Annotated in this window: 30 protein-coding genes; 21 read left to right on the top strand and 9 right to left on the bottom strand. The window is 64.5% G+C overall.

Annotation, left to right across the window (positions count from 1 at the left end):
• Window positions 1-54: 54 nt before the first annotated feature.
• The 6 genes from IG197_RS15675 (at window position 55) to IG197_RS15700 (ending at window position 3291) form a co-directional block, all read left to right on the top strand.
• Window positions 55-414 (top strand): helix-turn-helix domain-containing protein, encoded by a 360-nt coding sequence (locus IG197_RS15675; RefSeq protein WP_246340652.1) that lies wholly within the window; start codon window positions 55-57, stop codon window positions 412-414.
• On the top strand, window positions 411-1220 hold the full coding sequence (locus tag IG197_RS15680) for an amino acid ABC transporter permease (RefSeq protein ID WP_192313158.1): 810 nt from the start codon (window positions 411-413) through the stop codon (window positions 1218-1220). The genes IG197_RS15675 and IG197_RS15680 overlap by 4 nt, the downstream gene beginning before the upstream one ends.
• Complete coding sequence (locus tag IG197_RS15685) at window positions 1217-1852, top strand: class I SAM-dependent methyltransferase (RefSeq protein ID WP_192313161.1); 636 nt, start codon at window positions 1217-1219, stop codon at window positions 1850-1852. The genes IG197_RS15680 and IG197_RS15685 overlap by 4 nt, the downstream gene beginning before the upstream one ends.
• 75 nt (window positions 1853-1927) lie before the next feature.
• Window positions 1928-2257 carry a DUF3817 domain-containing protein gene (locus IG197_RS15690; protein ID WP_192313164.1) on the top strand — a complete coding sequence of 110 codons (330 nt, stop codon included), beginning with the start codon at window positions 1928-1930 and terminating at the stop codon, window positions 2255-2257.
• Window positions 2254-2670 (top strand): CopD family protein, encoded by a 417-nt coding sequence (locus IG197_RS15695; RefSeq protein ID WP_067956108.1) that lies wholly within the window; start codon window positions 2254-2256, stop codon window positions 2668-2670. The genes IG197_RS15690 and IG197_RS15695 overlap by 4 nt, the downstream gene beginning before the upstream one ends.
• A gap of 75 nt (window positions 2671-2745) precedes the next feature.
• Window positions 2746-3291, top strand: coding sequence for an MgtC/SapB family protein (locus IG197_RS15700; RefSeq protein WP_192313167.1), 546 nt, complete (start codon window positions 2746-2748; stop codon window positions 3289-3291).
• Here the strand turns inward: IG197_RS15700 and IG197_RS15705 are convergent.
• A complete protein-coding gene (locus IG197_RS15705) occupies window positions 3288-3767 on the bottom strand; it encodes a MarR family winged helix-turn-helix transcriptional regulator (RefSeq protein WP_154386734.1) in 480 nt (159 codons plus the stop codon). The two genes, IG197_RS15700 and IG197_RS15705, sit on opposite strands and share 4 nt — an antisense overlap.
• Before the next feature lie 71 nt (window positions 3768-3838).
• Between IG197_RS15705 and IG197_RS15710 the strand changes: the two genes are divergently transcribed.
• The 3 genes from IG197_RS15710 (at window position 3839) to IG197_RS15720 (ending at window position 7815) form a co-directional block, all read left to right on the top strand.
• A complete protein-coding gene (locus IG197_RS15710; protein ID WP_192313169.1) occupies window positions 3839-4732 on the top strand; it encodes a haloalkane dehalogenase in 894 nt (297 codons plus the stop codon).
• Between the two features lie 290 nt (window positions 4733-5022).
• Window positions 5023-6432, top strand: coding sequence for a 3-isopropylmalate dehydratase large subunit (gene leuC, locus IG197_RS15715; protein ID WP_192313172.1), 1410 nt, complete (start codon window positions 5023-5025; stop codon window positions 6430-6432).
• Window positions 6433-6597: 165 nt separating this feature from the next.
• Entirely contained in the window at window positions 6598-7815 is a 1218-nt protein-coding gene (locus IG197_RS15720) for a GGDEF domain-containing protein (protein ID WP_067956112.1), read from the top strand.
• A gap of 10 nt (window positions 7816-7825) precedes the next feature.
• Here the strand turns inward: IG197_RS15720 and IG197_RS15725 are convergent, their stop codons facing one another.
• Entirely contained in the window at window positions 7826-8176 is a 351-nt protein-coding gene (locus IG197_RS15725; protein ID WP_067956114.1) for a hypothetical protein, read from the bottom strand.
• A 413-nt stretch (window positions 8177-8589) separates the two neighbouring features.
• Between IG197_RS15725 and sdhC the strand changes: the two genes are divergently transcribed.
• From sdhC to IG197_RS15760, 7 genes are all read left to right on the top strand, one after another.
• Window positions 8590-9006: a succinate dehydrogenase, cytochrome b556 subunit gene (gene sdhC, locus IG197_RS15730; protein ID WP_067956116.1), complete on the top strand. Its 417-nt coding sequence runs from the start codon at window positions 8590-8592 to the stop codon at window positions 9004-9006.
• A 1-nt stretch (window position 9007) separates the two neighbouring features.
• Window positions 9008-9403: a succinate dehydrogenase, hydrophobic membrane anchor protein gene (gene sdhD / locus IG197_RS15735; RefSeq protein WP_067956118.1), complete on the top strand. Its 396-nt coding sequence runs from the start codon at window positions 9008-9010 to the stop codon at window positions 9401-9403.
• A gap of 4 nt (window positions 9404-9407) precedes the next feature.
• Window positions 9408-11243, top strand: a complete 1836-nt coding sequence (sdhA, locus tag IG197_RS15740) for a succinate dehydrogenase flavoprotein subunit (protein ID WP_192313176.1) — start codon at window positions 9408-9410, stop codon at window positions 11241-11243.
• A 143-nt stretch (window positions 11244-11386) separates the two neighbouring features.
• Window positions 11387-12241, top strand: coding sequence for a glycosyltransferase family 25 protein (locus tag IG197_RS15745; RefSeq protein ID WP_192313179.1), 855 nt, complete (start codon window positions 11387-11389; stop codon window positions 12239-12241).
• On the top strand, window positions 12241-12690 hold the full coding sequence (locus IG197_RS15750; protein ID WP_192319789.1) for a DUF3052 domain-containing protein: 450 nt from the start codon (window positions 12241-12243) through the stop codon (window positions 12688-12690). The genes IG197_RS15745 and IG197_RS15750 overlap by 1 nt, the downstream gene beginning before the upstream one ends.
• A 10-nt stretch (window positions 12691-12700) precedes the next feature.
• Window positions 12701-13480 carry a succinate dehydrogenase iron-sulfur subunit gene (locus IG197_RS15755; RefSeq protein ID WP_067956123.1) on the top strand — a complete coding sequence of 260 codons (780 nt, stop codon included), beginning with the start codon at window positions 12701-12703 and terminating at the stop codon, window positions 13478-13480.
• A gap of 3 nt (window positions 13481-13483) precedes the next feature.
• Window positions 13484-14122, top strand: a complete 639-nt coding sequence (locus IG197_RS15760) for a YceH family protein (protein ID WP_192313182.1) — start codon at window positions 13484-13486, stop codon at window positions 14120-14122.
• Between the two features lie 119 nt (window positions 14123-14241).
• Here the strand turns inward: IG197_RS15760 and IG197_RS15765 are convergent, their stop codons facing one another.
• Window positions 14242-15360, bottom strand: a complete 1119-nt coding sequence (locus IG197_RS15765) for a Glu/Leu/Phe/Val dehydrogenase (RefSeq protein ID WP_192313185.1) — start codon at window positions 15358-15360, stop codon at window positions 14242-14244.
• Window positions 15361-15645: 285 nt separating this feature from the next.
• The gene (locus IG197_RS15770; protein ID WP_169808298.1) at window positions 15646-15798 is read right to left on the bottom strand and encodes a hypothetical protein; all 153 of its coding nucleotides are present in this window, start codon (window positions 15796-15798) and stop codon (window positions 15646-15648) included.
• A gap of 185 nt (window positions 15799-15983) precedes the next feature.
• On the opposite strand from IG197_RS15770, the gene IG197_RS15775 reads away from it, so the two are divergent.
• The gene (locus tag IG197_RS15775; RefSeq protein ID WP_192313188.1) at window positions 15984-16958 is read left to right on the top strand and encodes a helix-turn-helix domain-containing protein; all 975 of its coding nucleotides are present in this window, start codon (window positions 15984-15986) and stop codon (window positions 16956-16958) included.
• Window positions 16959-17000: 42 nt separating this feature from the next.
• On the opposite strand, the gene IG197_RS15780 is transcribed toward IG197_RS15775, so the two are convergent.
• Window positions 17001-17426, bottom strand: coding sequence for an OsmC family protein (locus tag IG197_RS15780; protein ID WP_192313190.1), 426 nt, complete (start codon window positions 17424-17426; stop codon window positions 17001-17003).
• 191 nt (window positions 17427-17617) lie between these two features.
• Here IG197_RS15780 and IG197_RS15785 point away from each other — a divergent pair, with 191 nt between their 5' ends.
• On the top strand, window positions 17618-17974 hold the full coding sequence (locus IG197_RS15785; RefSeq protein ID WP_067956131.1) for a YciI family protein: 357 nt from the start codon (window positions 17618-17620) through the stop codon (window positions 17972-17974).
• A gap of 33 nt (window positions 17975-18007) precedes the next feature.
• On the opposite strand, the gene IG197_RS15790 is transcribed toward IG197_RS15785, so the two are convergent.
• The gene (locus IG197_RS15790; protein ID WP_192313192.1) at window positions 18008-19270 is read right to left on the bottom strand and encodes a ubiquinone biosynthesis hydroxylase; all 1263 of its coding nucleotides are present in this window, start codon (window positions 19268-19270) and stop codon (window positions 18008-18010) included.
• A 93-nt stretch (window positions 19271-19363) separates the two neighbouring features.
• On the opposite strand from IG197_RS15790, the gene IG197_RS15795 reads away from it, so the two are divergent.
• The 3 genes from IG197_RS15795 to IG197_RS15805 all read left to right on the top strand — a co-directional run bounded on the left by IG197_RS15795 (window position 19364) and on the right by IG197_RS15805 (window position 22209).
• On the top strand, window positions 19364-20236 hold the full coding sequence (locus tag IG197_RS15795; protein WP_067956138.1) for an acyl-CoA thioesterase II: 873 nt from the start codon (window positions 19364-19366) through the stop codon (window positions 20234-20236).
• Between the two features lie 221 nt (window positions 20237-20457).
• Window positions 20458-20796: a P-II family nitrogen regulator gene (locus IG197_RS15800; RefSeq protein ID WP_055975214.1), complete on the top strand. Its 339-nt coding sequence runs from the start codon at window positions 20458-20460 to the stop codon at window positions 20794-20796.
• A gap of 30 nt (window positions 20797-20826) precedes the next feature.
• Window positions 20827-22209, top strand: a complete 1383-nt coding sequence (locus IG197_RS15805; RefSeq protein ID WP_067965948.1) for an ammonium transporter — start codon at window positions 20827-20829, stop codon at window positions 22207-22209.
• Between the two features lie 161 nt (window positions 22210-22370).
• Here the strand turns inward: IG197_RS15805 and IG197_RS15810 are convergent, their stop codons facing one another.
• From IG197_RS15810 to IG197_RS15820, 3 genes are all read right to left on the bottom strand, one after another.
• A complete protein-coding gene (locus IG197_RS15810) occupies window positions 22371-23153 on the bottom strand; it encodes a sulfotransferase family 2 domain-containing protein (RefSeq protein ID WP_371746548.1) in 783 nt (260 codons plus the stop codon).
• A 197-nt stretch (window positions 23154-23350) separates the two neighbouring features.
• The gene (locus tag IG197_RS15815) at window positions 23351-23770 is read right to left on the bottom strand and encodes a hypothetical protein (protein WP_067965950.1); all 420 of its coding nucleotides are present in this window, start codon (window positions 23768-23770) and stop codon (window positions 23351-23353) included.
• 132 nt (window positions 23771-23902) lie between these two features.
• Entirely contained in the window at window positions 23903-24154 is a 252-nt protein-coding gene (locus IG197_RS15820; protein ID WP_083948380.1) for a DUF1344 domain-containing protein, read from the bottom strand.
• Window positions 24155-24329 lie beyond the last annotated feature (175 nt).

The raw sequence follows: 24329 nt of genomic DNA on the forward strand, positions 1-24329 counted from the left end.
CCAGAACATGCCGTTGCAGAACTATCCAAACGGGTACCCCGAATGAGTGCAGAGATGACCGCGACCAGCGAGCGCGAGGTGCCGATGCCGCGACGGCCGGAGCTATGTCCGGTTGAAGACTGGCTCTCTTTTCTCGGCCATCGCTGGAACGCGCTGGTGTTGTGGCAGCTGTCGGTGGGCGCGAAGCGGCATGGCGACCTGATGGCACGGCTGCCCGGGGTCACCGCCAAGGTGCTGTCGGAGCGGTTGGACGGCCTGTTGAGACGCGGCCTTGTCGAGCGTGACGCAGTTTCAGCTTTCCCGCGCGGCGTCGTCTATTCGTTGACGGCGGGCGGTCGCCGGGTGGTCGCCTTGCTCGACCAGTTCGAGACGCTGCCGCATTCTTTTGCCGGGCCGCGGCAGGACGCAGCATGAGCCAGTACCGGGTCAAGAAGGACGATTTCCCGTGGTGGCTGGTGGCTGCCGTGGCGATCGGTGTGCTTTCGGCGGTGACCATCGCGGCCAGCGACGTCTACGGCCAGATCCTGTCGACCCTCGTCAAAGGGCTTTGGGTAACACTTTTCGTCACCATCGTCGCCTTCGCCATGGCCTCGGCGCTCGGGCTGCTCATCGCCCTGCTCGGGCTGTCGAATTCCAAGCTGCTGCGTCAGGTTTCGCGTTTCTATGTCGAGATCATTCGCGGCCTGCCGATCCTGGTGCTGCTGTTCTGGATCGCTTTCGTCGGCGCGCCGGCCTTCGTCGTGGCGTGGAACTGGGTGACGCTACCGCTGCAATCGGCGGGGCTGGTCGAGCCGATGCAGGTGCGCGACTTCTCGCTACTGTGGCGGGCGATCATTGCACTCACGATCGCCTATTCGTCCTTCATCGCCGAAATCTTCCGCGCCGGCATCCAGGCCGTCGATGTCGGCCAGATCGAGGCGGCGAAGGCGTTGGGATTGTCGCGCACCCAGCGCTTTCGGCTGATTGTCTGGCCGCAGGCATTCAGGACCATCCTGCCGCCCTATGGCAACGACTTTATCGCCATGGTGAAGGATTCCTCGCTGGTGTCGGTGCTTGGCGTCGCCGACATCACCCAGATGGCCAAGGTCTATGCCTCGGGATCATTCCGCTTCTTCGAGACCTACTCTATCGTAGCCTATGTCTACCTGCTCCTGACCGTCGGGCTGTCGCTCAGCCTGCGGGCGCTGGAGCGGCGGATGCGCCGGGATTTCACGCCATGACCGGAGGTGCCGACAAGACTGCGCTCGACATGGTCTATGCGGCAGAGACAGAAATGCAGCTGGCGGCGGCCTATGCGGCCTGGGCGAACGGCTACGACACCGAGACAGCGGCGCTGGGATACTGCCTGCCCTTCGTGATCGCGGCGTGGGTGGCGCGGCACGTGCCCAAGGGCGAAGGACCGCTGCTCGATGCCGGTTGCGGCACCGGACTGTCGGGGCCGTATCTCCAGGCGCTTGGATATGACGACATCGAAGGGCTCGACTTCTCCGAGGAAATGCTCGAACTGGCGCGGGCACGCGGCGGCCACAGCGCGCTGACGCAGGCCGCACTCGGCGGTCCGTTGCCTTGGGCCGACCGGCATTTCGCCGCCGTCTTCTCGACCGGCGTGTTCACGGCGGGCCATGCGCCGGCATCGAGCCTGGACGAATTGGTCCGGATCACGCGGCCGGGTGGCTTCGTCATCTTCACCGTCCGCGACGTGGTCCTGGAAGCGGGCGGTTTCCAGGATAAGTTCACTGAACTTGTGACGACCGGAAGATGGCAGGCGGTCGAGGAGAGCCCTGCTTTCCGGGCCTTTGCCGTGGCCGAACCGGATGTGCTGGTCAAGGCGTATATATTCAGGGTTGTCTGAAATGTCGCGCGTCATTCGGCCTCTGCGACCGGATGGACGATTGCGAGCGGCACTGCCGCGGACAAATCTCGCGGCATGGAAGCCATTCGCAAGATCCTCTCCAATCCACTCTCCCGCCTGCGCTTCGCGGGCCTGTTCGAGGGAAGCACGCTGCTTTTCCTCGTGCTGTTTGCTGTCCCGATGAAACATCTGGCCGGCTATCCCGCAATCGTCAGCGCGGCCGGGCCGGTCCACGGCCTCGCCTTCGTCTTCTACGTCGTGTGCCTGGTCGACAATTTCTCCGGCGGTGGTTGGTCGCTCAGGGAGATGCTGCGCACCGGCCTCGCCTGCCTCGTGACCTTCGGCACCTTCATCAATGATCGCTTCCTCGCCGCCAGGGCGGCCAACCAGACGGCAGGGCAATGAGCTATCTCGTCATCAAGTCTCTGCATGTCGTGGCGATGGTGGTCTGGCTGTCAGGCATGATATCAGTGCCGCTGGCATTGTCGCACATGGCCCGGAATGGCGGCATCGATTCGCGGCAGGCGGCGCAGTTGCGCGCCGGCTTCTCGATGCTGTCGACGCCGGCGATGATGATCGTCTGGGCGCTGGGGCTCTATCTCGCTTATGACCTCGGCTCTTTCGGCGACGCCTGGCTGCACGCCAAGCTGGCGCTTGTCGTGGCGATGTCGGGCCTGCATGGCGTGCTGTCGGGCCAGTTGCGGCAGCTCGCAGGCGCCAGGCTGGCGAAGCCTGCCGGCATCGTGCTGAAGCTGCATTGGCTGGTCGGCCTGCTGTTGCTCGGCATTGTCGGGCTGGTGATCATCAAGCCGTTCTGAGCGAAGCGGGCTGTTCCGGGCGAGGAACCACCCTTGCCATGGCGCGTTGGGAGCCGAACCCATCATGAGGCCCCCATGGAACAGCTCGTCGAAGAATTCGGCCATCCGACCTACACCTCGTTTCCCGTCATCGTCGCGCGCATGCTGCTGGCTGCCGTCTTCGGCGCGGCCATCGGCTTCGAGCGCGAATGGCGCAACCGGCCGGCGGGTCTGAGGACACATATCCTCGTCTGTGTGGCGGCGGCGACCTTCGCGCTGCTGACCATCGAGATCGTGCATGCGCCGATGTTCGGACCGGAGGTGCTGAAGGACGGCGCCAAGGTCGATCCGATCCGCGTCGTCGAGGCGGTGACCGCCGGCGTCGCCTTCCTTGCCGCGGGCGTAGTGTTTTTCAGCAGGGGCGAGGTGCAGGGGCTGACGACGGGTGCCGGCATGTGGCTGGCGGGCGCCATCGGCCTCGCCGCAGGCCTTGGGCTCTGGCAGATCGCGGCCTTCGTCACCCTGCTCGCACTGTGCGTTCTCGGCTTGCTGCACCGCTTCGAGGTCAAGTTTGACCTCAGCGAGGACAAACGCGACGAAAAGCCGGGTGCGCATAGCCCGGGCGAGGGCAAGGCCGGCTAGTCAGCCTTCGTCTCATCGCCTGGGCGGGTCGTCACGTCGTCGCGCACCTTTTCGAACAGCAGCCGCAGCGCCTGCCGCAACGCCTCCATCTCTTGCGGGCTGGTCAGTTCGGCCCAGCGCTCGTCAACCTTGCGCCCTGTGGCGGCGGCGATGGGGCGCACGGCCTTGCCGCGTTCCGTGAGGAAGACCAGCCGGCCGCGGCGGTCGTTGGGATCGGGTCGGCGCTCGACATAACCAAGCTTCTCGAGCTCCTCCACCGCCTGGGCCATCGTCTGCTTGCGGACATGGGCGAGCTTGGTCAGTTCGCTGACCTGGATGCCTTGCGATGGGGTGAAGGTGAAGACGTTGGCGTGCGGCGGACGAATGTCGCCGAATCCGGCAGCGTCGAGGGCGGTGTCGACGGCCTGGGTCCAATGCTGGTGGACCAGGCGCAGCAACAGGCCGAGCGGCGGATTTTCCGGGATCGTCTCTTTCAAGATAGACAGGTGCCTGACTAATTGATATTAGACAGGCACCTTACTACTTGAGCGACGGGAAGGAAAGCCAGATGCCTGCAATCAGCGTACTCGACTCGACAATCTCCTATGTGGATGTGGGGCACGGCGTGCCGTTCGTGTTCCTGCACGGCAACCCGACATCGTCCTATCTGTGGCGCAACGTGCTTCCCGGCATGGGCGACGGCGTGCGCCGGCTTGCGCCCGACCTGATCGGCATGGGCGGTTCAGGCAAACCTGACATTGCCTACAGCTTCGACGATCACGCCCGCTATCTCGACGGCTGGTTCGAGGCGATGGGGCTGGAGGAGGTGGTGCTTGTCGGTCACGACTGGGGCGGGGCGCTGGCCTTCGACTGGGCGGCGCGCCACTCCGGGCGGGTGCGCGGCATCGCGGTGATGGAGACGATCGTGCGTCCGATGAGCTGGGCCGACTTCGCCGACAGCGCCAGGCCACGCTATGAGGCACTTCGCGGCGCGGGCACCGGCGAGGCCAAGGTGCTGGACGAGAACTTCTTCATAGAGTTCGCCCTGCGCGCCACCGTGCTCAATGGGCTGAGCGACGGGGATCTCGACGTCTATCGCAAGCCCTATCCGACCCGCGAAAGCCGGCGGCCACTGCTCGCCTGGCCACGCGCCATGCCGATCGACGGCGAGCCAGCCGATGTGATTGCCCGCATCGAGGCCTATGACCGCTGGCTGGCGGCGAGCGGCGGCGTGCCGAAGCTGCTTTTAACCTTCGAAGGTTCGATGGAGACGTTGATGATCGGGGAGGAGATGATCCGGTGGTGCGCCGACAACATTGCCAGCCTCGAGATCGAGAACTGCGGTCCAGCCCGGCATGCGGCGCCGGAAGACCAGCCGGAAGCGATTGCTGCCGCTGTTTCAGGCTGGGCCGACCGGCATGGGCTGCGCCGCGGCGAGGCTGCGCTGGCGCGCATCGTATAGCTGCTTGCGGGCATCCGTGGACGCTCCGCCATCTTGCCGCTTGGGCCAGGCGGAGCTTGCGATTGCCGGAACGTCAAAAGATTGGTATTGAGCCGCTTATGGAAGCACTCTTTGGAGATCCGGCCTACAAGGGTTTCGTGCTGCAGGACCACAAGCGCCTGCCGTCGCGATTCTTTGCCCGGATTTCAGGCGCGTTGACCAGCCGACTTATCTAGTCGCTTGCGCCGAGCCGACGGGCCTTTGGCGCGCCCTTTAGCCTTCCCAAGTTTCATATCGACGGATCCAAAGCCATGAGCGCACCGCGTACCCTCTATGACAAGATCTTTGACGACCACGTCGTCGACCGCCAGGAAGACGGCACCTGCCTGCTCTACATCGACCGTCACCTCGTGCACGAAGTGACGAGCCCGCAGGCCTTCGAAGGCCTGCGTATGACCGGCCGCAAGGTCCGTCATCCCGAGAAGACGCTCGCCGTGGTCGACCACAACGTGCCGACCTCGCCGGACCGCAAGAACGGCATCAAGAACGAGGAAAGCCGCATCCAGGTCGAGGCGCTGGCCAAGAACTCGGCCGATTTCGGCGTCGAGTATTACTCCGAGAACGACAAGCGCCAGGGCATCGTCCATATCGTCGGCCCCGAGCAGGGCTTTACGCTGCCGGGCATGACCATCGTCTGCGGCGACAGCCACACCTCGACGCATGGTGCTTTTGGTGCATTGGCGCACGGCATCGGCACCTCGGAAGTGGAACACGTCCTGGCGACCCAGACGCTGATCCAGAAGAAGGCCAAGAACATGCTGGTACGTGTCGACGGCCAACTGCCGGAAGGCGTGACCGCCAAGGACATCGTGCTTGCCATCATCGGCGAGATCGGCACCGCCGGCGGCACCGGCTACGTCATCGAATATGCTGGCGAGGCGATCCGTGCCCTGTCGATGGAAGGCCGCATGACGATCTGCAACATGTCGATCGAAGGCGGCGCCCGCGCCGGCCTGATCGCGCCTGACGAGAAGACCTACGCTTACGTCCAGGACAAGCCGCGCGCGCCGAAGGGCAAGGCCTTCGACATGGCGCTCGACTACTGGAAGACGCTGCATTCGGACGAAGGTGCGCATTTCGACAAGGTCATCGTGCTCGACGCAGCCAAGCTGCCGCCGATCGTTACCTGGGGCTCGTCGCCCGAGGACGTCGTCGCCGTAACCGGCGTGGTGCCGGATGCCGAGGCGATCGAGGACGAGACCAAGCGCAACTCCAAGAAGCGCGCGCTCGACTATATGGGCCTGACCGCCGGCACCAAGATCACCGACATTTCGGTCGACCGCGTCTTCATCGGCTCGTGCACCAATGGCCGCATCGAGGACCTGCGCGCCGTCGCCAAGGTCGTCGAAGGCCGCAAGGTCGCCTCGACTGTCAGCGCGATGATCGTGCCGGGCTCGGGCCTGGTCAAGGAACAGGCGGAAGCCGAAGGCCTGGACAAGATCTTCGTGGCGGCTGGCTTCGACTGGCGCGAGCCGGGCTGCTCGATGTGCCTGGCCATGAACGACGACCGCCTCAAGCCGCATGAGCGCTGCGCCTCGACCTCGAACCGCAACTTCGAGGGCCGCCAGGGCTTCAAGGGCCGCACCCATCTGGTGTCGCCGGCCATGGCTGCGGCCGCTGCCATCGCCGGCCACTTCGTCGACATCCGCGACTGGCACTGACGAGAGCGGCCTCAGGGCTGCAGCAGAAACAGACAAGGCGGCGGAGCACATGCTCCGCCGCCTTTTTGTCTCAAGCCTCTGGGATGACCGGTATTTCGGCCCTTGCGTTAACGTCTTTTTCGCTGGGCTGTGGTGTCATCCGCGCGAAGGAGATTGCAGTCGACGATGACCGGCGCCGAGTTCATACTTGCGATCAACGTGTTTGTTGCCGGCCTCCTGGCCGGCGCTTTCATGTCGATTGCCATCTATGACGGGCGTCGCAACTCGGCGCGCTGGTTCGCGCTCTGCTACCTCGCCGGCATCGTCTATATCGGGACCGAGTTCGCGATCCCGATGTTCGAAGACACGCGGTTCATCGTCACCGCCAATTTCGTCGCCTTCCTGGCCACGCTGATGGTCATGAACGTCGGCTTGGCCATCCGCTACGAGGCGCAGCCGGCATGGCGGCTGATGGCAGCGTTTCTCGTTGTGACGACGATAGCCGTCTTTGCCACGCAGGGCTTTGCCCGCGATTCGCTGCTGCGCATGATGACCTACCAGACGCCTTATGCGATCGCTCAAGCCGTCGGTGCCGCTACAATACTGCGCTCGCGCCGGCAGCTCAGCCAGTTCGACTACGTGCTGGCGGGCGTGCTCTTCGCCAGCGCGCTGCAGTTCTTCTCCAAGCCTTATCTAGCGCTCGCCGTCGGCGGCCCGGGCGCCGATCCGCATCACTATCTGCAGAGCACCTATGCGATGATCTCGCAGGCGCTCGGCACGGTGTTTGCGCTGTCGATCGCGCTGATGCTGCTGGTGATTTTGGTGCGCGACATCCTGCTCGACGCGACGCAGAAGTCGGAGACCGACGCGTTGTCGGGCCTGCTCAACCGCGGCGGCTTCCAGCGCCGGGCGGCCAGCGCGATGCGCGACGCGGTGCGCCAGGGCCTGCCGATCACGCTTGTCATCTCCGACCTCGATCACTTCAAGTCGATCAACGACAGTTACGGCCACGCCTCGGGCGATCGTGTCATCGAAGCATTTGCCCAGTTCATCCGCGAATCGATGGCCGGTCATCACGTCGCCGGCCGGATCGGCGGCGAGGAATTCGCGATCATCCTGCCGGGCGCGCATCTGGCCTCGGCGCGGCTGTTCGCCGAAGGCGCGCGCTCGGCATTCTCCGGCATGCCGATCGATGGCCTACCGGACGATTGCCGCTTTACCGCAAGCTTCGGTGTCGCCGAACTGGTGGCCGGCGAAAGCATCGACCAGTTGATGGTGCGGGCCGACTCAGCGCTTTACGAAGCCAAGAAGGACGGGCGCGACTGCGTTCGGGTGTGGGGCGCGGTGCAGCTGTTTTCGGACTCGACCGTGGTGCCGTTCGGCCTCAAGCCGCCGAGCCGGTAGCCGCGTAGTTTCAGCGGCAGACCAGGCCGGGCTGCGGGATTTCACCTTCGGAGAAACCATACATGTAGCTGCGGCCCTTGAGCAGCATGGGCGGGCGGTAGCAGTGGCGCTGCGCGCTGGGGCCGTCGAGATAGACGACCTTCGGTCCGGTCGAACCGGTGTAGGCTGCGAGCTTGCGGGCCGAAGCGCCCTCGCCGACGATGATGCGCTTGTAGCCGGTGGTGCTCTCGACGATCAGGTTGCCGAACGAATCGGCATAAACGCGGTCGTGGCTGCCTCCTGCGGCGGCCGGAGAGGTTAGCGCGACGCCGGCGGCAAGCATGAAAGACGCAAATGTGGTCAAAGCCAGTGCGGGACGCATCGGGCAAATCTCCCTGTTCGATCGAACCGGAGATTAACCGTTTCTTAATCATTGTTAAGGCTTGGCGTCTGCTTGGACGGAAAAGATTAACAAACATGGTTAATTTTCTGTTGCGCTGATATGCCTGCAGCCTGTCCAAGCCAACGAACGGGTAGCCTGATATCGTCCCGATGGGGGATGCCGTCATTGCCTGTTTCGTCGGCACGTCTGGTGACGACTCACCCACTGGGGTAGTGGCGGCATTTGTTCAATCGATTGAAGCCGTGATGCGACTAAATAGGTGCGCCAGAACGGTTTTCTGACTTTGACGCGGTGCAAAAAGAGCTTTAGAAAGCGCGCAGTCCGACGTCGCAAAACGGTGCGACGGCGCCGTATTCAAACATAGCCACGCTCGGATGCAGACCGGGGGAGCCATGAGCAAATCACAAGCAACCCAAGCCACATCGCGTGCGCGGCCTTTGTCGCCGCACCTGAGCATCTATCGTCCGCCGGTGACGATGACGACCTCGATCCTGCACCGCATCACCGGCTGCGCGCTGTATTTCGGCACGCTGCTGGTCGCCTGGTGGCTGATCGCGGCGGCGACGTCGCAGGAGTATTTCGACTTCGTCAGTTGGGTCTATGGCAGCTGGATCGGCCAGCTGGTGCTGCTCGGCTACACCTGGGCCCTGATGCTGCACATGCTGGGCGGCATCCGCCACCTGGTCTGGGACACCGGTGCCGCGCTCGAAAAGGAAACCGCCTCCAGGTTCGCCTGGGCGACGCTCGTCGGTTCGGTGGTGCTGACAGCGGCGGTCTGGATCGTCGGCTACATGGTGCGGGGAGCGTAGGATGAGCGGCTCGAACAACGACATGCGCACCGCGCTTGGCAAGGTCCGCGGCCTGGGTTCGGCCCGCGAGGGTACCGAACATTTCTGGCGCCAGCGCCTGACGGCGGTCGCCAACATCCCGTTGATGCTGTTCTTCGTTGGCCTCTTGATCGCGCTCAACGGTGCCGATTTCGCCACCGTGCGCGCCTCGTTCGCCAATCCTCTGGTGTCGCTTGTGCTGGCGCTGGTGCTGGTCTCGGGCCTCTACCACATGCGCCTCGGCATGCAGGTGGTGATCGAGGACTACGTGCATGGCGAGTTGCTCAAGGTGACGCTCATCATGCTCAACACTTTCTTTACCGTAGCTGTCGGCGTCGCTTCGCTCTTCGCCCTGCTCAAACTTGCATTTGGAGGCTGAAACGGTGGCCAAGGACGGCAAGACCAGCGGAGCTTCCGCCTATACCTATGTCGATCACAAGTTCGACGTCGTCGTCGTCGGTGCCGGCGGTGCCGGCCTGCGTGCCACGCTCGGCATGGCTGAGCAGGGGCTGAAGACCGCCTGCATCACCAAGGTGTTCCCGACCCGCTCGCACACGGTTGCGGCTCAGGGCGGAATCGCCGCCTCGCTGCAGAACATGGGCCCCGACTCCTGGCAGTGGCACATGTACGACACCGTCAAGGGTTCCGACTGGCTCGGCGATGTCGACGCGATGGAGTATCTGGTGCGCGAAGCGCCGGCTGCGGTCTATGAGCTCGAGCATTATGGCGTGCCGTTCTCGCGTACTGAAGAGGGCAAGATTTACCAGCGGCCGTTCGGCGGCCACATGATGAATTATGGCGACGGCCCGCCCGTGCAGCGCACCTGCGCTGCCGCCGACCGCACCGGCCACGCCATCCTGCACACGCTCTACGGCCAGTCGCTGAAGAACAACGCGCAGTTCTTCATCGAGTATTTCGCCCTTGACCTGATCATGGAGCCGGATGGCACCTGCACCGGTGTCGTGGCCTGGAACCTCGACGACGGCACAATCCACCGCTTCTCGGCCAAGATGGTGGTGCTGGCGACCGGAGGCTACGGCCGCGCCTATTTCTCGGCGACCTCGGCCCATACCTGCACCGGCGACGGCGGCGGTATGGCCGCGCGTGCCGGCCTGCCTTTGCAGGACATGGAGTTCGTGCAGTTCCACCCGACCGGCATCTATGGTTCGGGCTGCCTGATCACCGAAGGCGCGCGTGGCGAGGGCGGTTATCTCGTCAACTCCGAAGGCGAGCGCTTCATGGAGCGCTACGCACCATCGGCCAAGGACCTGGCATCGCGCGACGTGGTTTCGCGCTGCATGACGCTGGAGATCCGCGACGGTCGCGGCGTCGGCAAGAACAAGGACCACATCTTCCTGCATCTCGACCACCTCGATCCGGCGGTCCTGCATGAGCGGCTGCCCGGCATTTCCGAGTCGGCGAAGATCTTCGCCGGTGTCGACGTGACCCGCGAGCCGATCCCGGTGCTGCCGACGGTGCACTACAACATGGGCGGCATCCCGACCAACTATTGGGGCGAGGTGCTGAACCCGACCAAGGCGAACCCGGACCGCGTGTCGCCCGGCCTGATGGCCGTCGGCGAGGCCGGTTGTGCTTCGGTGCATGGCGCCAACCGTCTCGGCTCCAACTCGCTGATCGACCTCGTGGTGTTCGGTCGCGCCGCCGCCATCCGCGCCGGCCAGGTCGTCGACCGCAACGCGCCGATCCCGTCGCCCAACGCCGCTTCGGTCGAGAAGATCATGGATCGTTTCGACCGCCTGCGCCACGCCAATGGCGGCACGCCGACGGCAGTGCTGCGCGAGAAGATGCAGAAGGCGATGCAGGAGGACGCTGCCGTGTTCCGCACCCAGGAATCGCTGGAGCAGGGCTGCAAGCGCATCTCCGAGATCTGGGGCGAGATGAAGGACATCAAGGTCTTCGACCGCTCGATGATCTGGAACTCGGACCTGGTGGAGACGCTGGAGCTCGAAAACCTGATGTCGAACGCCATCGCAACCGTCTATGGCGCGGAAGCACGCAAGGAAAGCCGTGGCGCGCATGCCCGCGAGGACTTCTCGGCCCGTGACGACGTCAACTGGCGCCAGCACACGCTGGCCCACGTCGCCGAGGACGGCAAGGTGACGCTGACCTACCGGCCGGTGCACACCGAGCCGCTGCTCAAGGAGGAAGACGGTGGCATCTCCCTGGCCAAGATCGCACCCAAGGCGCGGGTGTACTGAGCCATGGTCGAGACGCGGCGCTGCGCAAGACAAGCTGGAGGGCCTGAAACGGCCGTCCTCGCTTGCGCGCGCGCCGACAAGCGCTTGGAGAATTGGCGCTTGGAGAATTGGCGCTGGGAGAACTGGCGCCGGGAGTGCCGGCGATGAGCGAACTCGCTTTCTTCGCCATCAATCTCGACCGAACGCCGCATCGCTGGGCGGAAATCCAGCGGCTGTTCGGCGCGATGCCTTGGCCGCTCGAACGTGTCGCCGCAGTCGATGTGCGCAACCCCGACGAGGTGCTGGCAGTGCGCGGCCAGAAGCTGGATATGCCGCCCAACGGCATCGGCTGGAATCCGCTGCGCAACCGCATGTTTGCGCTGGTCGAGGAAGCATGTTTTGCCAGCCACATGCTGGCGCTGAAGGCGTTCCTGGCATCCGGCCACGACCACGCGGTGATCCTGGAAGACGACGCGGTACCGCTCGACGGTTTCGCCGAGACGATGCGCCGGCTCCTTGCCAGCGGCATCGCCTTCGACATCGTCAAGATGGAAGGCATCGTCCGCAGCGGCGGCAGGCTGTCCGTGCCGGTGGCCGACCTGGGGGCTGCGAAGCTGGTGCGTTCGCTGCGCCCGTCTTCGGGTGGCGCCGGTTATCTGGTGACGCGCAAGGCTGCCGGGCAACTGCTTGCCAGGGCCGGCAAGCTGGCCGTGCCGGTCGACGATTTCATTTCCAATGCCGGGCTGCATGGCTGCGACGTGATGCACACTTCGCCCTGGCTGATCGCACAGGCCGGTGCCGACACGACGATGGGCGATCTCAGGACGCCGCACCGCCACGTCAAGCGGCGCGACCCGTTCCATTTCCTTCAGCAGGGGCTGGTGCGCGGCAGGCTCAGGATCCAGCTCTGGCTCAACGCCATGCATGGTTCGCCGCTGTCGCTGTTCGGGCTCTACATGGCGCCATGGTCGCCCGTCGATGTCGGCCAGCAGATGCGTCGGCTGGCGGTGCAGGCATGATGGCCGCGACCTTGCCCGATGCAGGTTATTCGGCTGTGCCGCTTGCGGCCAAGCTCGGCCTCAAGGACGGCCAGAGCGTGGTCTTGGTGAACCTGCCTGGCGATCTCCGGGGGCTGGCAACTGCCTGCGACTTCGCGGCTGTGGCGCAGACGGACTGGGCAGCCCTTGGCGCAACGGGCGAGCGGCATGACATCGTTCATGCCTTCACCGGCAAGCGCGCCGATCTCGAAGGTCATGTCGAGACATTCAAGAAGATGATCGCGCCCGACGGCGCTGTCTGGATCTCCTGGCCCAAGAAGGCAGCGAAGATCGCCACCGACATCACCGAGGATGTCATTCGCGACGTCGTGCTGCCGACTGGGCTGGTGGACGTAAAGGTCTGTGCCGTGGATGCCGTGTGGAGCGGGCTCAAGCTCGTCATCCGCAAGGAACTGCGTGCCAAGCTGTGAGGAACCGATCGTGGTCGAACTAACACTCCCCAAGAACTCGCAGATCAAGCAGGGCAAGACCTGGCCGAAGCCGGAGGGTGCGACCAATCTGCGCGAGTACCGGATCTACCGCTGGTCGCCCGACGACGGCGAGAACCCGAGCATCGATACCTATTTTGTCGATGTCGACGATTGCGGCCCGATGGTGCTGGACGCGCTGCTTTACATCAAGAACAAGATCGACCCGACGCTGACTTTGCGCCGCTCCTGCCGCGAAGGCATCTGCGGCTCCTGCGCGATGAACATCGACGGCTCGAACACGCTGGCCTGCACCAAGGGCTGCGACGACATTTCGGGCGCGGTGAAGATCTACCCGCTGCCGCACATGCCGGTCGTCAAGGATCTGGTGCCCGACCTCACCAACTTCTACGCCCAGCACCGCTCGATCGAGCCGTGGCTGAAGACGGTATCGCCCGAGCCGGCGAAGGAATGGCTGCAAAGCCATGAGGACCGCCAGAAGCTCGACGGCCTCTATGAATGCATCCTGTGCGCCTGCTGCTCGACCTCGTGCCCGAGCTACTGGTGGAACGGCGATCGCTATCTCGGCCCGGCCGTGCTGCTGCAGGCCTATCGCTGGCTGATCGACTCCAGAGACGAAGCCAAGGGCGAGCGCCTCGACAATCTCGAGGATCCGTTCCGGCTCTATCGCTGCCACACGATCATGAACTGTGCCCAGACCTGCCCCAAGGGTCTGAACCCGGCCAAGGCGATCGCGGAGATCAAGAAAATGATGGTGGAGCGGCGGGTCTAAGTCGTGACGGACACGGATCTTCCCCATCTCACCCCGGCCGAAGCGCGCGTGCTCGGCTGTCTGATCGAGAAGAAGGAACTGACGCCTGACGTCTATCCGATGACGTCGAATGCGCTGGTTGCCGCGGCCAATCAGAAGACCTCGCGCGAGCCGGTCATGGCCCTTGAGATGGTCGACGTCGTCAGGACGCTTGGCACGTTGCAGTCGAAGGGACTGGCGAAGCAGCAGTTCGCTTCGCGCGTTGAGCGCTACGAACACCAGATGGCGCAGAAATTCTCGCTGACGCGCAACCAGAGCGCGCTGATCGGCATGCTTTTGCTGCGCGGTCCCCAGACCGTCTACGAATTGCTCGCTCGCACCGAGCGCATGGCGAATTTCGCCGATGCCGACGCCGTGCGCAGCGAGCTCGACATGCTGATCGGCCGCCGGCCTGCGCTGGTCAAGGAGATCGGCCGCGCACCCGGTCAGCGCGAAGATCGTTTTGCGCATCTTCTGTCAGGCGATGTCGATGTCGCCGCTGTCGTGCCAAGCCGAGCACCGAGCACCGCTTCATCCGTTGTCTCGGAGCTCGAGGAGCGCCTCCGCCTGCTGGAAGAGGAAGTGGCGGCGCTCAAGGCGCGGCTCGATGCGGTTGGCGCATAGGCGATCGCAGAACAATTGAAAACGGCCGGGTTGCGAAAGCAACCCGGCCGTTCTTGCATTTTGGGAGAGAGCGCGACTTGCCTTCTTTTGCCGCAAGGGGAGAAGGGGAAGAACTGGCCTTACTTCCTCGCCGCTTCAACGATCTCGCGGGCCATCACTTCTGCGACGGCATCGGTGGTGCGGCCTTCGCGGTCGGCGCGCTGGAAGATGGCCGACAGCGTGTCGGCGATGCGGGCGACGCGCGGGGTGACGGTTGCGACGTCGTAGCCGCCATCGGCCATCTCGGCGGCGACGTTGATGACGCCGCCGGCATTGATGACGTAATCGGGGGCATAGAGGATGCCGCGCGTGACGAGGCGCTGCCCGTCCTCGGCGGTAGCCAGCTGGTTGTTGGCGGCGCCGGCGACGATCTTCGCCTTGAGCAGCGGAATGGTGTCGGCAGACAGGATGCCGCCCAGCGCGCAGGGCGCGAAGATGTCGACGTCGGCTGCGACGATCCTGTCGCCTGATACGACGGTTGCGCCGAAGGTCTCGGCGGCGCGGGCGGTTCTGACCGCATCGAGATCGCAGACTGTCAGGACGGCACCTTCGGTGTGGAGCTTCTGGCACAGCGACCAGCCGACCGAGCCAAGGCCCTGGACGGCGACGCGGACGCCAGCAAGATCGTCGCTGCCGGTGCGGTGGCGCAGGGCCGCCTTGAGCCCGACGAAAGTGCCTTCGGCGGTGAAGGGCGAGGGGTTGCCGCTGCCGCCTTTGGTGGTGCCGCTGACATTGGGCGCGCGCTCGGCGAGGAAGTCGGCGTCGGCCAGCGTCATACCGACGTCCTCGGCGGTGATGTACTGGCCCTGAAGTGTGTTAAGCATCTCGGCATAGGCCTCGAGCATGGCCGGCGTCTTTTCGGTTTTGGCGTCGGCGATGATGACCGCCTTGCCACCGCCGAGCGGCAGGCCGGCGATGGCCGACTTGAAGGTCATGCCGCGCGACAGGCGCAGCGCGTCGATGATGCCGGCTTCGAAGCTTGTGTGCGGCCAGATGCGCGTGCCGCCGAGGGCGGGCCCGAGAACGGTGGTGTGGACCGAGACGATCGCGGTCAGCCCGCGTGCCGTGTCGCGGCCGAGCCAGACCTGCTCGTGATGGTCGAAGCCTTGGAGATGACGAACGTCTGCGGTGATGTCGGTGATTTCGAGCGTCGTCGCGACAGATGGCTGCGGATGACGCGGTTCAAGGACGTTCAGCATGAGGGTTCCTCCCGGGTGCGCTGGTCCCCTCGAAAGCTAAACATTTTCGGCGATTTTTGGTTTCGAAGACGGGGCGCCGCGCGACTGCCCGTTGCGCGGTGCCGCTTTGCCGCGCAACAAACGCAAAACACGGAGGGCGCGGAAGGGGGGTGGCCGGACGCGGGTCTGCCCCCACGCGCCCGGCCTGCCGGCTGGTCGGAATGCCACTGCCCTGGCACTCCTTGCAGCCAGACTCCGTCAGCCGCCGGCGTTGAACGCCGGCGTTTCAGGGCCTGTCCTTGCGGATCAGGCCTCCGGTTCGCTGTTCTCCTTCGGCTGCCGCTTGTCAGCCGGTTCGGGGAGCTTGCCGCCGAGCGCCATGGGGGCGAGGAAAGCGCGCGGGTTGAAGCCGGCCGCGGCAAGAGCCGCGAGCGTCTTCCAGACTTGCAGGCGGTACATGTCCGTTACCTCGTTCGCTGGACTGACCACTTCGATTCGCGAGCGCAAACTAGACGGGTGAGCAGTGCCGTTCTTGGACTGCGCGGCCCATTCTCAGGGTTTCGGCGGTACGGGCTTGACCTATTCATCCGCGCGAAATAGAAAGAGCATCTGCCCGCCTTGGTTGTGTATCGTTGAGTAGACCAATGACGAATCCTGACGGGCAGAATGCCTCCTTTCGCGTGCTGACAGACGACCTCCCGGCGCAGGAGCGGCTTGCGGTTCTGCGCGAGGTCTATGGCCGCACCATCCTCAATGCCGATCTCGAGCCGTTGGAAGGTGCGCCCGTCCACATGGACATGCGGGTGCGGCTGCTGCCGGGCGTCGGCATCGCCACCGGCTCGGCGTCGCCGATCAAGGTCGGCATCGGCAAGGAGATGATCGACAATGACGATGTGATCCTGCTCGCCGCTCTGTCGGGCGGCAGCCACATGCAGGTCGGCGGCCAGGACGAAAGCATCCGTCCGGGTTGCGCGATGTTCGTGCCCGGTGGGCGGGTCGGCGCCAATATCACGCGGCCGGGCTTCACCTATGTCAACCTGCGCTTCGACAGGAAAGCGCTGCAGCCGCTGCTCGGCGACGTCTCCGCAATGATGATGCGGCCGATTCCGATCAGCCAAGGGCCGATGCAGTTGTTGATCACCTATGCCACGGCGCTGCAGAAGCTGGACGAGCCGCTGCCGGGCAACATGGCGCGCATGGTGGCGAGCCATCTGCTCGACCTGACCGCGCTGACGCTTGGAGCCGAGCGCGACGCCGAACAGGTGGCGCTGGGGCGTGGGCTGCGAGCCGCCAGGCTGGCGGCAATCAAGTCGGACATTTCGGCGCGCGGCGACCTGCGCGGACTGTCGGCCGAGGCGATCGCGGCCGAGCACAAGCTGTCGCCGCGCTATGTCAGGAAGCTGTTCGAGAGCGAGGGGCTGTCCTTCACCGAATTCGCGCTCGGCCAGAAGCTGAAGCGAGCGTACCGCATGCTGGCCGACCCGCTGTGGGCGCAGCGCAGCATCACCGACATCGCCTATGAGGCGGGCTTCAACGATTTGTCGTATTTCAACCGGGTGTTTCGCCGCCGCTTCGACGCGACGCCGTCCGAGGTGCGGGCGGATGGGCTGGCCGCCTGAGGCGGCGAGGGCGCCGATGCCTGACCGGCGCCCAGAGTGCCGTTAGGCGAGGCTGGCGGTCAGCGAAACCTTGATCGCACCGAGCGCCTTGGAAACCGGGCAGTTCTCCTTGGCCTTGGTGGCAAGTTCCTGGAACTTGCCATTGTCGATGCCGGGCACGGTGCCGACAAGCGTCAGCGCGCTTTCGGTAATGCCGGTGCCGGGGATCAGCGTCACCACCGCCTTGGCGTCGAGCCTGTCGGCGGGCGTGCCGTTTTCGGCGAGGAAGTGCGACAGCTGCATGGCGAAGCAGCCGGCGTGGGCGGCGGCGATCAGCTCCTCGGGGTTGGTACCGGACTTGCCGGTTTCGTCCTCGAAGCGGGCCTTGAACGAATAGGGTTGGCCCTTGATCGCGCCGCTCTGGGTGTCGAGCGTTCCCGAGCCTTCCTTCAGATTGCCTTTCCAGACGGCGTTGGCGCTGTGGTTCATGACGTTCTCCATGATTTCTGACGGGGCCAGGTACGGCAACCGGGTGAGACTATAGCGCCGCCCGGCGTACCCGCCAGCGTTCCGTCGTCGGGAAAGCAAACATCGCGCGAAAAAAGTCCTTGCGCCGAAATGTCTGCTTGTCTTCGCCAGCTGCGTCCTTGCGGCGTAAGGTCAACCCAGGGAGATCAACCGTGAAATATGCCTGCCTTGTCTATCTCGAAGAGGGCCTGTTCGGGACGCTGTCGCCTGAACAGAAAGAGAAGCTCGACACAGACTCGTTGGCCTATGACAGGCATCTCGAAGCTAAAGGCAAGCTGATCGCGGCCGAGGCGCTGCAGTCGGTGAGGGCGGCGAAGACGGTCACGCGACGCGCCGGCAAGCGGCTGGTGACCGACGGGCCGTTCGCAGAGACCAAGGAACAGCTGATCGGCTTCGTGATGATCGAGGCGACCGACCAGGACGAGGCCCTGGAGATCGCCTCGAACATCCCGCTGGCGGCGATGGGCAAGGTCGAGGTCAGGCCGATCTACGACATTCCCGGTGCTTGATGCTGTAGCTGGCTGGATGGCGAACTGCCGCCGTCAGATCGCCTCGCCCTTGAGCAGGCGCGGGGTTTCGCCTGTCAGGCCTGAGGCCTGGCGGATGAAATAGTCCTTGAGCCGGGGCACGCGGTCGACGAGGCCGAGGCCGATGTCGCGGATGGTACGGACGGGCGCGATGTCATTGGAGAACAGCCGGTTGAGCACGTCGGTGGTGATGCCCATGCGCACGGTGTCGAAGCGGCGCCATTGCTCGTAGCGCTCGAGCACGTCGATGGCGCCGATGTCCTGTCCCAGGCGATCGGCCTCGACGGTGGTTTCGGCAAGCGCTGCGGCATCCTTGAAGCCGAGATTGAGGCCTTGGCCGGCGATCGGGTGGATTCCGTGGGCGGCGTCGCCGGCAAGCGCGAAGCGGGAAGCGACGAAGGCGCGCGCCAGGGTCAGGCCGAGCGGCCAGGCACGCGGCTTGCCCTCGACGCGGATCTCGCCGAGCTTCAGGCCGAAACGCTGTTCGAGCTCTATCTCGAAGACGAACGGGTCGCCCGCAACCAGCTTGTCGGCGTCCTCGGTGCGTTCGGTCCAGACGATGGAGGAGCGGTTGGTGCCGTCCTTGGTCGGCTTGAGCGGCAGCGTGGCGAAGGGGCCGGCCGGCAGGAAATGCTCCTCGGCGCGGCCGCCATGCGGGCGCTCGTGGATTACGGTGCAGACGATGCCGGACTGGCCGTATTCCCAGCGCACGGTCTTGATGCCGGCCATGTCGCGCAGCCTGGAGTTGACCCCGTCGGCAGCGATGAGAAGGCGCGTGTCGATGCTGATACCGTCGGCGAGATGGACCTTGGCCCCGGCGGTGCCGGCCTCGAAGGCCTGGACGGCGACGCCTTCGATGATGTCGATACCGAGCTCGGCGGCGCGGCGGCGCAGGGCGCCGTTGAGCAGCCGGTTCTCGATCATGTGGGCGAAGGGCTCGCCGGCGCCGATCTCGCCGTCGAACGTGAGGAACACCGGACGGACCGGATCGGCACTCTTCGAATCGGTGATGATCATGTCGGTGATCGCCTGTGCCTCGGGTGCGATCTCTTCCCAGCAGCCGAGCTGGTCGAGCATGCGGCAGGCAGCAGCCGCGATGGCCGAGGCGCGGCCGTCCTTGCGCCAGACCTCGGCGGGAGCCGCGTCGACGATGGCGATGTGCAGATTGGGTCGTGCCTGCTTGATCGAAACGGCGGTGGCGAGGCCGACATAACCGGCGCCGGCGACGAGCACGTCGAGCTGTGTCGATTTCTTGTCGTCAGATTCGCGCGTGACCATGGCGGCGTCCTTTACGGCTAGGCTTCCCGCCTTGACTCGACGGGGGCTTCCTGCTGGAAACCGGAAATACTTCGTCCCGAAAAGGGGAAAAGCATGCCGGCCGGAATACAAGAGCTTCTCAGCATTCTCAATCTCGAGAAGCTGGAACACAACCTGTTCCGTGGTCGCAGCCCGCAGGTTCAGTGGCAGCGCGTGTTTGGCGGCCAGACCATCGCCCAGGCGCTGGTGGCGGCACAGCGCACCGTCGAGCCCGACCGGCACGTGCATTCGCTGCACGGCTACTTTATGCGCCCCGGCGACATCACCGTGCCGATCATCTACGAGGTCGACCGCATCCGCGACGGCGGCAGCTTCACCACGCGGCGCGTGGTGGCGATCCAGCATGGCCACGCGATCTTTTCGCTCGAAGCGTCGTTCCAGGTCGAGGAGCAGGGCCTGGAATACCAGATGCCGATGCCGCTCGACGTGCCGCCGCCGGAAGAGCTCAAGTCGCAGCGCGAGCTGCTGGCCGAGGCCACCCATGTGCCCGAGCAGATCAGGCTGTTCTGGGCCAAGGAACGGCCGCTGGAGCTGAGGCCGGTCTATGCCGAGCATTATTCGAGCCGTGACAAGCTGCCGCCGCTGCAGAAGGTGTGGATCCGCCTGACCGGCCCGGTGCCGAACGACCGGGCACTGCGCTGTGCGGTGCTTGCCTATCTTTCCGACATGACGCTGCTCGATACGGCAACCTTTGCCCATGGCCGTGGCATCTTCGATCCCGACATCCAGGCGGCGAGTATCGACCACGCGATGTGGTTCCATCGCGAGCATGCGCTCGACGGCTGGCTGCTTTACACCCAGGACAGCCCTTCGACTTCGGGTTCGCGCGGCTTCACGCGCGGCGCGCTCTATGCCCAGGACGGCACGCTGGTCGCTTCGGTGGCACAAGAGGGGCTGATCCGCCTGCGGACAAAGCCTACGAAATAGGCATTTTGGCTATTTTGCACATTTTGTGAGCAGGTGCTTTGCTGCACCTGCGAAGGATGTCGTCTGCACGCAGCGCATTTTCATTAAATTTCAAATGGTTGGCTTGTGCTGGGGCAAACTGGCACGGAGCTTGAATAGCCTTGGTCACTCACCGGTGGTCTTCGGGTCCGCTGGCGACGTCTGCAACGCGGGGGACCCGCATCAGAAAGGGGTGAAACCTGATGAAAATCGTGATGGCCATCATCAAGCCGTTCAAGCTCGACGAGGTGCGCGAAGCGCTCACCAATGTCGGCATCCAGGGCCTGACCGTCACCGAAGTAAAAGGCTATGGGCGGCAAAAGGGACATACCGAGATCTACCGCGGCGCCGAATATGCCGTGAGCTTCCTGCCCAAGATCAAGATCGAAGTCGCCGTCTCGACCGACCTCGTCGACAAGGCCGTGGAGGCGATCACCGGGGCCGCCAAGACCGGCCAGATCGGCGACGGCAAGATTTTCGTCTTCGGCATCGACCAGGCCGTGCGCATCCGTACCGGCGAAACCGACACCGACGCGCTCTGAGCAGGCCAACCAATTCTCATGGAGACCTCAATGCAAATTCCAACCTCATTGAAGACGGCGGCGCGGACGGCCCTTGTCGGCACGCTCGCACTGACCGCCCTGGGAACGGTCGCAGCCTTCGCCCAGGAAGCCGCACCTGCGGCGGCAGATGCCGCGGCGGCCGCGCCGGCGCCCGCCGACGTCATGGAAAAGGGCGACGTCGCCTGGATGCTGACCTCGTCACTCTTGGTGCTGTTCATGGCACTGCCGGGCCTGGCGCTGTTCTATGGCGGCCTGGTGCGCGCCAAGAACATGCTGTCAGTGCTGATGCAGTGCACGATGATCGTGGCGCTGGTGATCGTGATCTGGACGTTCTGGGGCTACTCGATGGCCTTCGGCGACGCGCCGAGCCCGTATTGGGGCGGCCTCGGCAAGGCATTTTTGGCCGGCGTGACGCCCGAGAGCATGGCGGCGACCTTCACCAAGGGCATCGTCATCCCCGAATACGTCTTCATCGTCTTCCAGATGACCTTTGCCTGCATCACGCCGGCGCTGATCGTCGGCGCCTTTGCCGAACGCATCAAGTTCTCGGCCGTGCTGCTGTTCGTCGCGCTGTGGGTGACGGTCGTCTATTTCCCGATCGCCCACATGGTCTGGGATTCGGATGGCCTGATCTACGGCTGGGGCGCACTTGATTTCGCCGGCGGTACCGTCGTGCACATCAATGCCGGCATCGCCGCCCTGGTCGGCGCCCTGGTGATCGGCAAGCGCACGGGCTACGGCAAGGACAACATGGCCCCGCACTCGATGACGCTGACCATGGTCGGCGCCTCGATCCTGTGGGTCGGCTGGTTCGGCTTCAATGCCGGCTCGAACCTCGAAGCCAATGGCGGTGCGGCACTTGCGATGATCAACACCTTCACCGCCACTGCCGGCGCGATCCTCGCATGGGTAATCATCGAAGTGGTTGCCCGCGGCAAGGCGTCGATGCTGGGTGCTGCTTCCGGCATGGTTGCCGGCCTCGTCGCGGTGACGCCTGCCGCCGGCTTCGTCGGTCCGGTCGGCGCCATCGCACTCGGCGCCATCGCCTCGGTGATCTGCTACTTCTTCGTGGCGGTGGTCAAGATCAAGCTCGGCTATGACGACTCGCTCGACGTGTTCGGCATCCACGGCGTCGGTGGCATTGTCGGCGCCATCGGCACCGGCGTGTTCAACGCCGAGGCGCTCGGCGGCATCGGCTACGGCGAAATGTCGATCGGCGGCCAGGTCTGGACGCAGTTCCTCGCTGTCTCGGTGACCGTCATCTGGTGCGGCATCGGCTCGCTGGTACTCTACAAGCTGGTCGACCTGCTCGTCGGCCTGCGCCCGACCGTCGAAGCCGAACGCCAGGGCCTCGACCTGACCTCGCATGGTGAAGTGGCCTACCACTCCTGATGCCTGTTGGAGCGCGGTCCTCCCCCTAGGGATCGTGCTCCGGCGCGCGCGGCCGACGCCCTGGCCGCGCAACATCCTCCCTAATCCCGTCGTGGCCGCCCTCAAGGCAGCTGCGCTTTGAGGCCCGGAGCAATCCGGGCCTCCTTTTTTGTCTGGAGTTGTTAGTCGGCCTTGGGCAATGCCGGATCGAGCGGACGCTTGCTCAGGAAATTGCGCAGGTTGCGCGGCGTGCGGGGATAGCTGTCGCCCTCATATTTCGCCGGGTCGCGATAGACGCTCAGTGTCGATGGATCGCGGCGCGTGCCGCGCGGAATGGTACCCCAGCGGCCGGCGTCGTAGAGGTCGACGAGGAAGGCGTAATCGTAGCGGCAGAAGCGAAGCGCCTTGGCGAGTGCTGCCGGCGACAGGTCGGACGGGCTGGCCTGGCCGCTCGAGACGTGGATGTGCGGCATCGACACATCCTGGCCGACGATCTCGCTGATATAGGCCGCGACCTGGTCGATCTTCTCGAGTTTGAACACCCGGTCGAAGAGGAAAAGGTTGCTGCCGAGAAAGTAGCGCGGCGAGGCGACATGAAAGCGGACGTCGGCGCAGATGCGGCAATAGTCCTCGACCCTGAGGATGAAGGTCTCGAGGTCCGGTTCGAGCGACAGGCCGAGCTCGCGGGCCAGCGGGCTGTCGGCTTCATCTGACGTCAGCAGGCCGGCTTTGACGACGCGGTCGGAATAGGCCGACAGCAGCCGCTCGACCGGGTCCCTGACGATGGTGAAGGGCTTGGCGTCGGCATTGTGCATCGGGCGAAACGGATCGACCAGATTGGTGCCGAGGTGGTGGTGGACGTCGTCGTCGGGATTGTCGAGCGCCTGATGCGCGCCGGCGACCTGCATGAGCAGGTACTTGACGCTGCTGCTGCCACTCTTGGGTTGGCGTCGAAGAATCTCAATCCTGTCGGCATCTGGCTCCTGGCTTGAATCCGAGGGGGCAAAGCGACGGAGGTACGTCGCGCGATCCGGGTCGTTACCTGGTCAGTCGATTATATGTGTACATGCTAATGTGTCTACCCGATGGCAGCAGGCGTAGCGTCCACCGGGGCCCGAGCCAGCCGGGCCCTTGGCTGGATTCTGGAGTGCCTTGCGCGCCTTCAGGCGAAGAATGCCCGGATGCGCGTCCACATGCTGATCGCTGCCCGGACACGGCGGGCGGCACTTGCACCCCTGACCGCGTCGCCGAAATGGCAGTAGCAGACGATGTTGTGCAGCTGCCGGTCGGACAGCTCGAAGAAGCGCTTGGCTGCGCCGTAGCTGTCGTCTTCAAGGCCTGCTGCCCGGAAGGCAGGGTCCTCGAATGCAACGGTAATAGGCGAGCCCGGTACGCGCATGGCGAGCCGTTCGGCGCGCGGCGCATATTCGGTGCCGGAAAGTGTGCCGAGGCGCCGTTCCGGCTGATCTTCGAGCAGTTGCGCCCAGCGCTCGAGACGCTCGGTACGCGTCATCGGCAGATAGGGGCTGAGCGGCTGGATGTCTGCGAAGGCCTGCAGTTGCTCGATGCTATGGTGCTTCATCGCTGCCTCCATTAGATTTTCCTAATATGGAAAACTATGGCGCTGCGGTCTCTGCGGCAAGCCTGTTTTGGACCGGAAATGCAAAAACCCCGTTCTGTCGGGACGGGGTTTCTGCGAGCCAGGTCGGGGTCGTTACATCGCCGACGTCATGACGGCGGTCACCTTGGTGGCATCGTCATCGGCAACGGTAATCGACACCTTCATGCCTGCCGCCAGATCGGCGGGAAGTGCCACGTCAGCCGGGACGGTGTAAGTCTTGCCGTCCTCGAGCGTGATCACGCGGGTGTCCTTGTTGAACTCCTTGACCACGCCGTCGGCCGAAGCTGCCCAAGCGGCGCCAGCCATCAAGGCTGCCGCACCCAAAGCCAAAATGAGCTTTCTCATTTTCTTCTCCTCGTTTCTGGTCCCTTCCGGCAGACCCAACGCCACGGAGACAGGATGGTTGCATCAAAAATGCCTATGCCGGGGAGGAGTGACGCGGTGTTTGCCGCCGCTCGCGGAAGCGTCCAAGGGGCTGTTGCGTGAACAATGGCTTAACCTTAATGCCGCCTTAACCTTC

It is taken from the genome of Aminobacter sp. SR38 (assembly GCF_014843375.1).
In the GTDB taxonomy this organism is placed as follows: domain Bacteria; phylum Pseudomonadota; class Alphaproteobacteria; order Rhizobiales; family Rhizobiaceae; genus Aminobacter; species Aminobacter ciceronei.

Coding starts and splice junctions, on each gene's coding strand:
- IG197_RS15745 (WP_192313179.1), top strand. CDS start 11,387: ATGAGCGAACTCGCTTTCTTCGCCATCAATCTCGACCGAACGCCGCAT.
- IG197_RS15780 (WP_192313190.1), bottom strand. CDS start 17,426: ATGAACCACAGCGCCAACGCCGTCTGGAAAGGCAATCTGAAGGAAGGC.
- IG197_RS15820 (WP_083948380.1), bottom strand. CDS start 24,154: ATGAGAAAGCTCATTTTGGCTTTGGGTGCGGCAGCCTTGATGGCTGGC.
- IG197_RS15815 (WP_067965950.1), bottom strand. CDS start 23,770: ATGAAGCACCATAGCATCGAGCAACTGCAGGCCTTCGCAGACATCCAG.
- IG197_RS15725 (WP_067956114.1), bottom strand. CDS start 8,176: ATGCGTCCCGCACTGGCTTTGACCACATTTGCGTCTTTCATGCTTGCC.
- IG197_RS15800 (WP_055975214.1), top strand. CDS start 20,458: ATGAAAATCGTGATGGCCATCATCAAGCCGTTCAAGCTCGACGAGGTG.
- IG197_RS15720 (WP_067956112.1), top strand. CDS start 6,598: ATGACCGGCGCCGAGTTCATACTTGCGATCAACGTGTTTGTTGCCGGC.
- IG197_RS15680 (WP_192313158.1), top strand. CDS start 411: ATGAGCCAGTACCGGGTCAAGAAGGACGATTTCCCGTGGTGGCTGGTG.
- IG197_RS15700 (WP_192313167.1), top strand. CDS start 2,746: ATGGAACAGCTCGTCGAAGAATTCGGCCATCCGACCTACACCTCGTTT.
- IG197_RS15685 (WP_192313161.1), top strand. CDS start 1,217: ATGACCGGAGGTGCCGACAAGACTGCGCTCGACATGGTCTATGCGGCA.
- IG197_RS15770 (WP_169808298.1), bottom strand. CDS start 15,798: ATGTACCGCCTGCAAGTCTGGAAGACGCTCGCGGCTCTTGCCGCGGCC.
- IG197_RS15695 (WP_067956108.1), top strand. CDS start 2,254: ATGAGCTATCTCGTCATCAAGTCTCTGCATGTCGTGGCGATGGTGGTC.
- IG197_RS15795 (WP_067956138.1), top strand. CDS start 19,364: ATGCCGGCCGGAATACAAGAGCTTCTCAGCATTCTCAATCTCGAGAAG.
- leuC (WP_192313172.1), top strand. CDS start 5,023: ATGAGCGCACCGCGTACCCTCTATGACAAGATCTTTGACGACCACGTC.
- IG197_RS15775 (WP_192313188.1), top strand. CDS start 15,984: ATGACGAATCCTGACGGGCAGAATGCCTCCTTTCGCGTGCTGACAGAC.
- sdhD (WP_067956118.1), top strand. CDS start 9,008: ATGAGCGGCTCGAACAACGACATGCGCACCGCGCTTGGCAAGGTCCGC.
- IG197_RS15790 (WP_192313192.1), bottom strand. CDS start 19,270: ATGGTCACGCGCGAATCTGACGACAAGAAATCGACACAGCTCGACGTG.
- IG197_RS15805 (WP_067965948.1), top strand. CDS start 20,827: ATGCAAATTCCAACCTCATTGAAGACGGCGGCGCGGACGGCCCTTGTC.
- IG197_RS15710 (WP_192313169.1), top strand. CDS start 3,839: ATGCCTGCAATCAGCGTACTCGACTCGACAATCTCCTATGTGGATGTG.
- IG197_RS15675 (WP_246340652.1), top strand. CDS start 55: ATGACCGCGACCAGCGAGCGCGAGGTGCCGATGCCGCGACGGCCGGAG.
- sdhC (WP_067956116.1), top strand. CDS start 8,590: ATGAGCAAATCACAAGCAACCCAAGCCACATCGCGTGCGCGGCCTTTG.
- IG197_RS15750 (WP_192319789.1), top strand. CDS start 12,241: ATGGCCGCGACCTTGCCCGATGCAGGTTATTCGGCTGTGCCGCTTGCG.
- IG197_RS15765 (WP_192313185.1), bottom strand. CDS start 15,360: ATGCTGAACGTCCTTGAACCGCGTCATCCGCAGCCATCTGTCGCGACG.
- IG197_RS15690 (WP_192313164.1), top strand. CDS start 1,928: ATGGAAGCCATTCGCAAGATCCTCTCCAATCCACTCTCCCGCCTGCGC.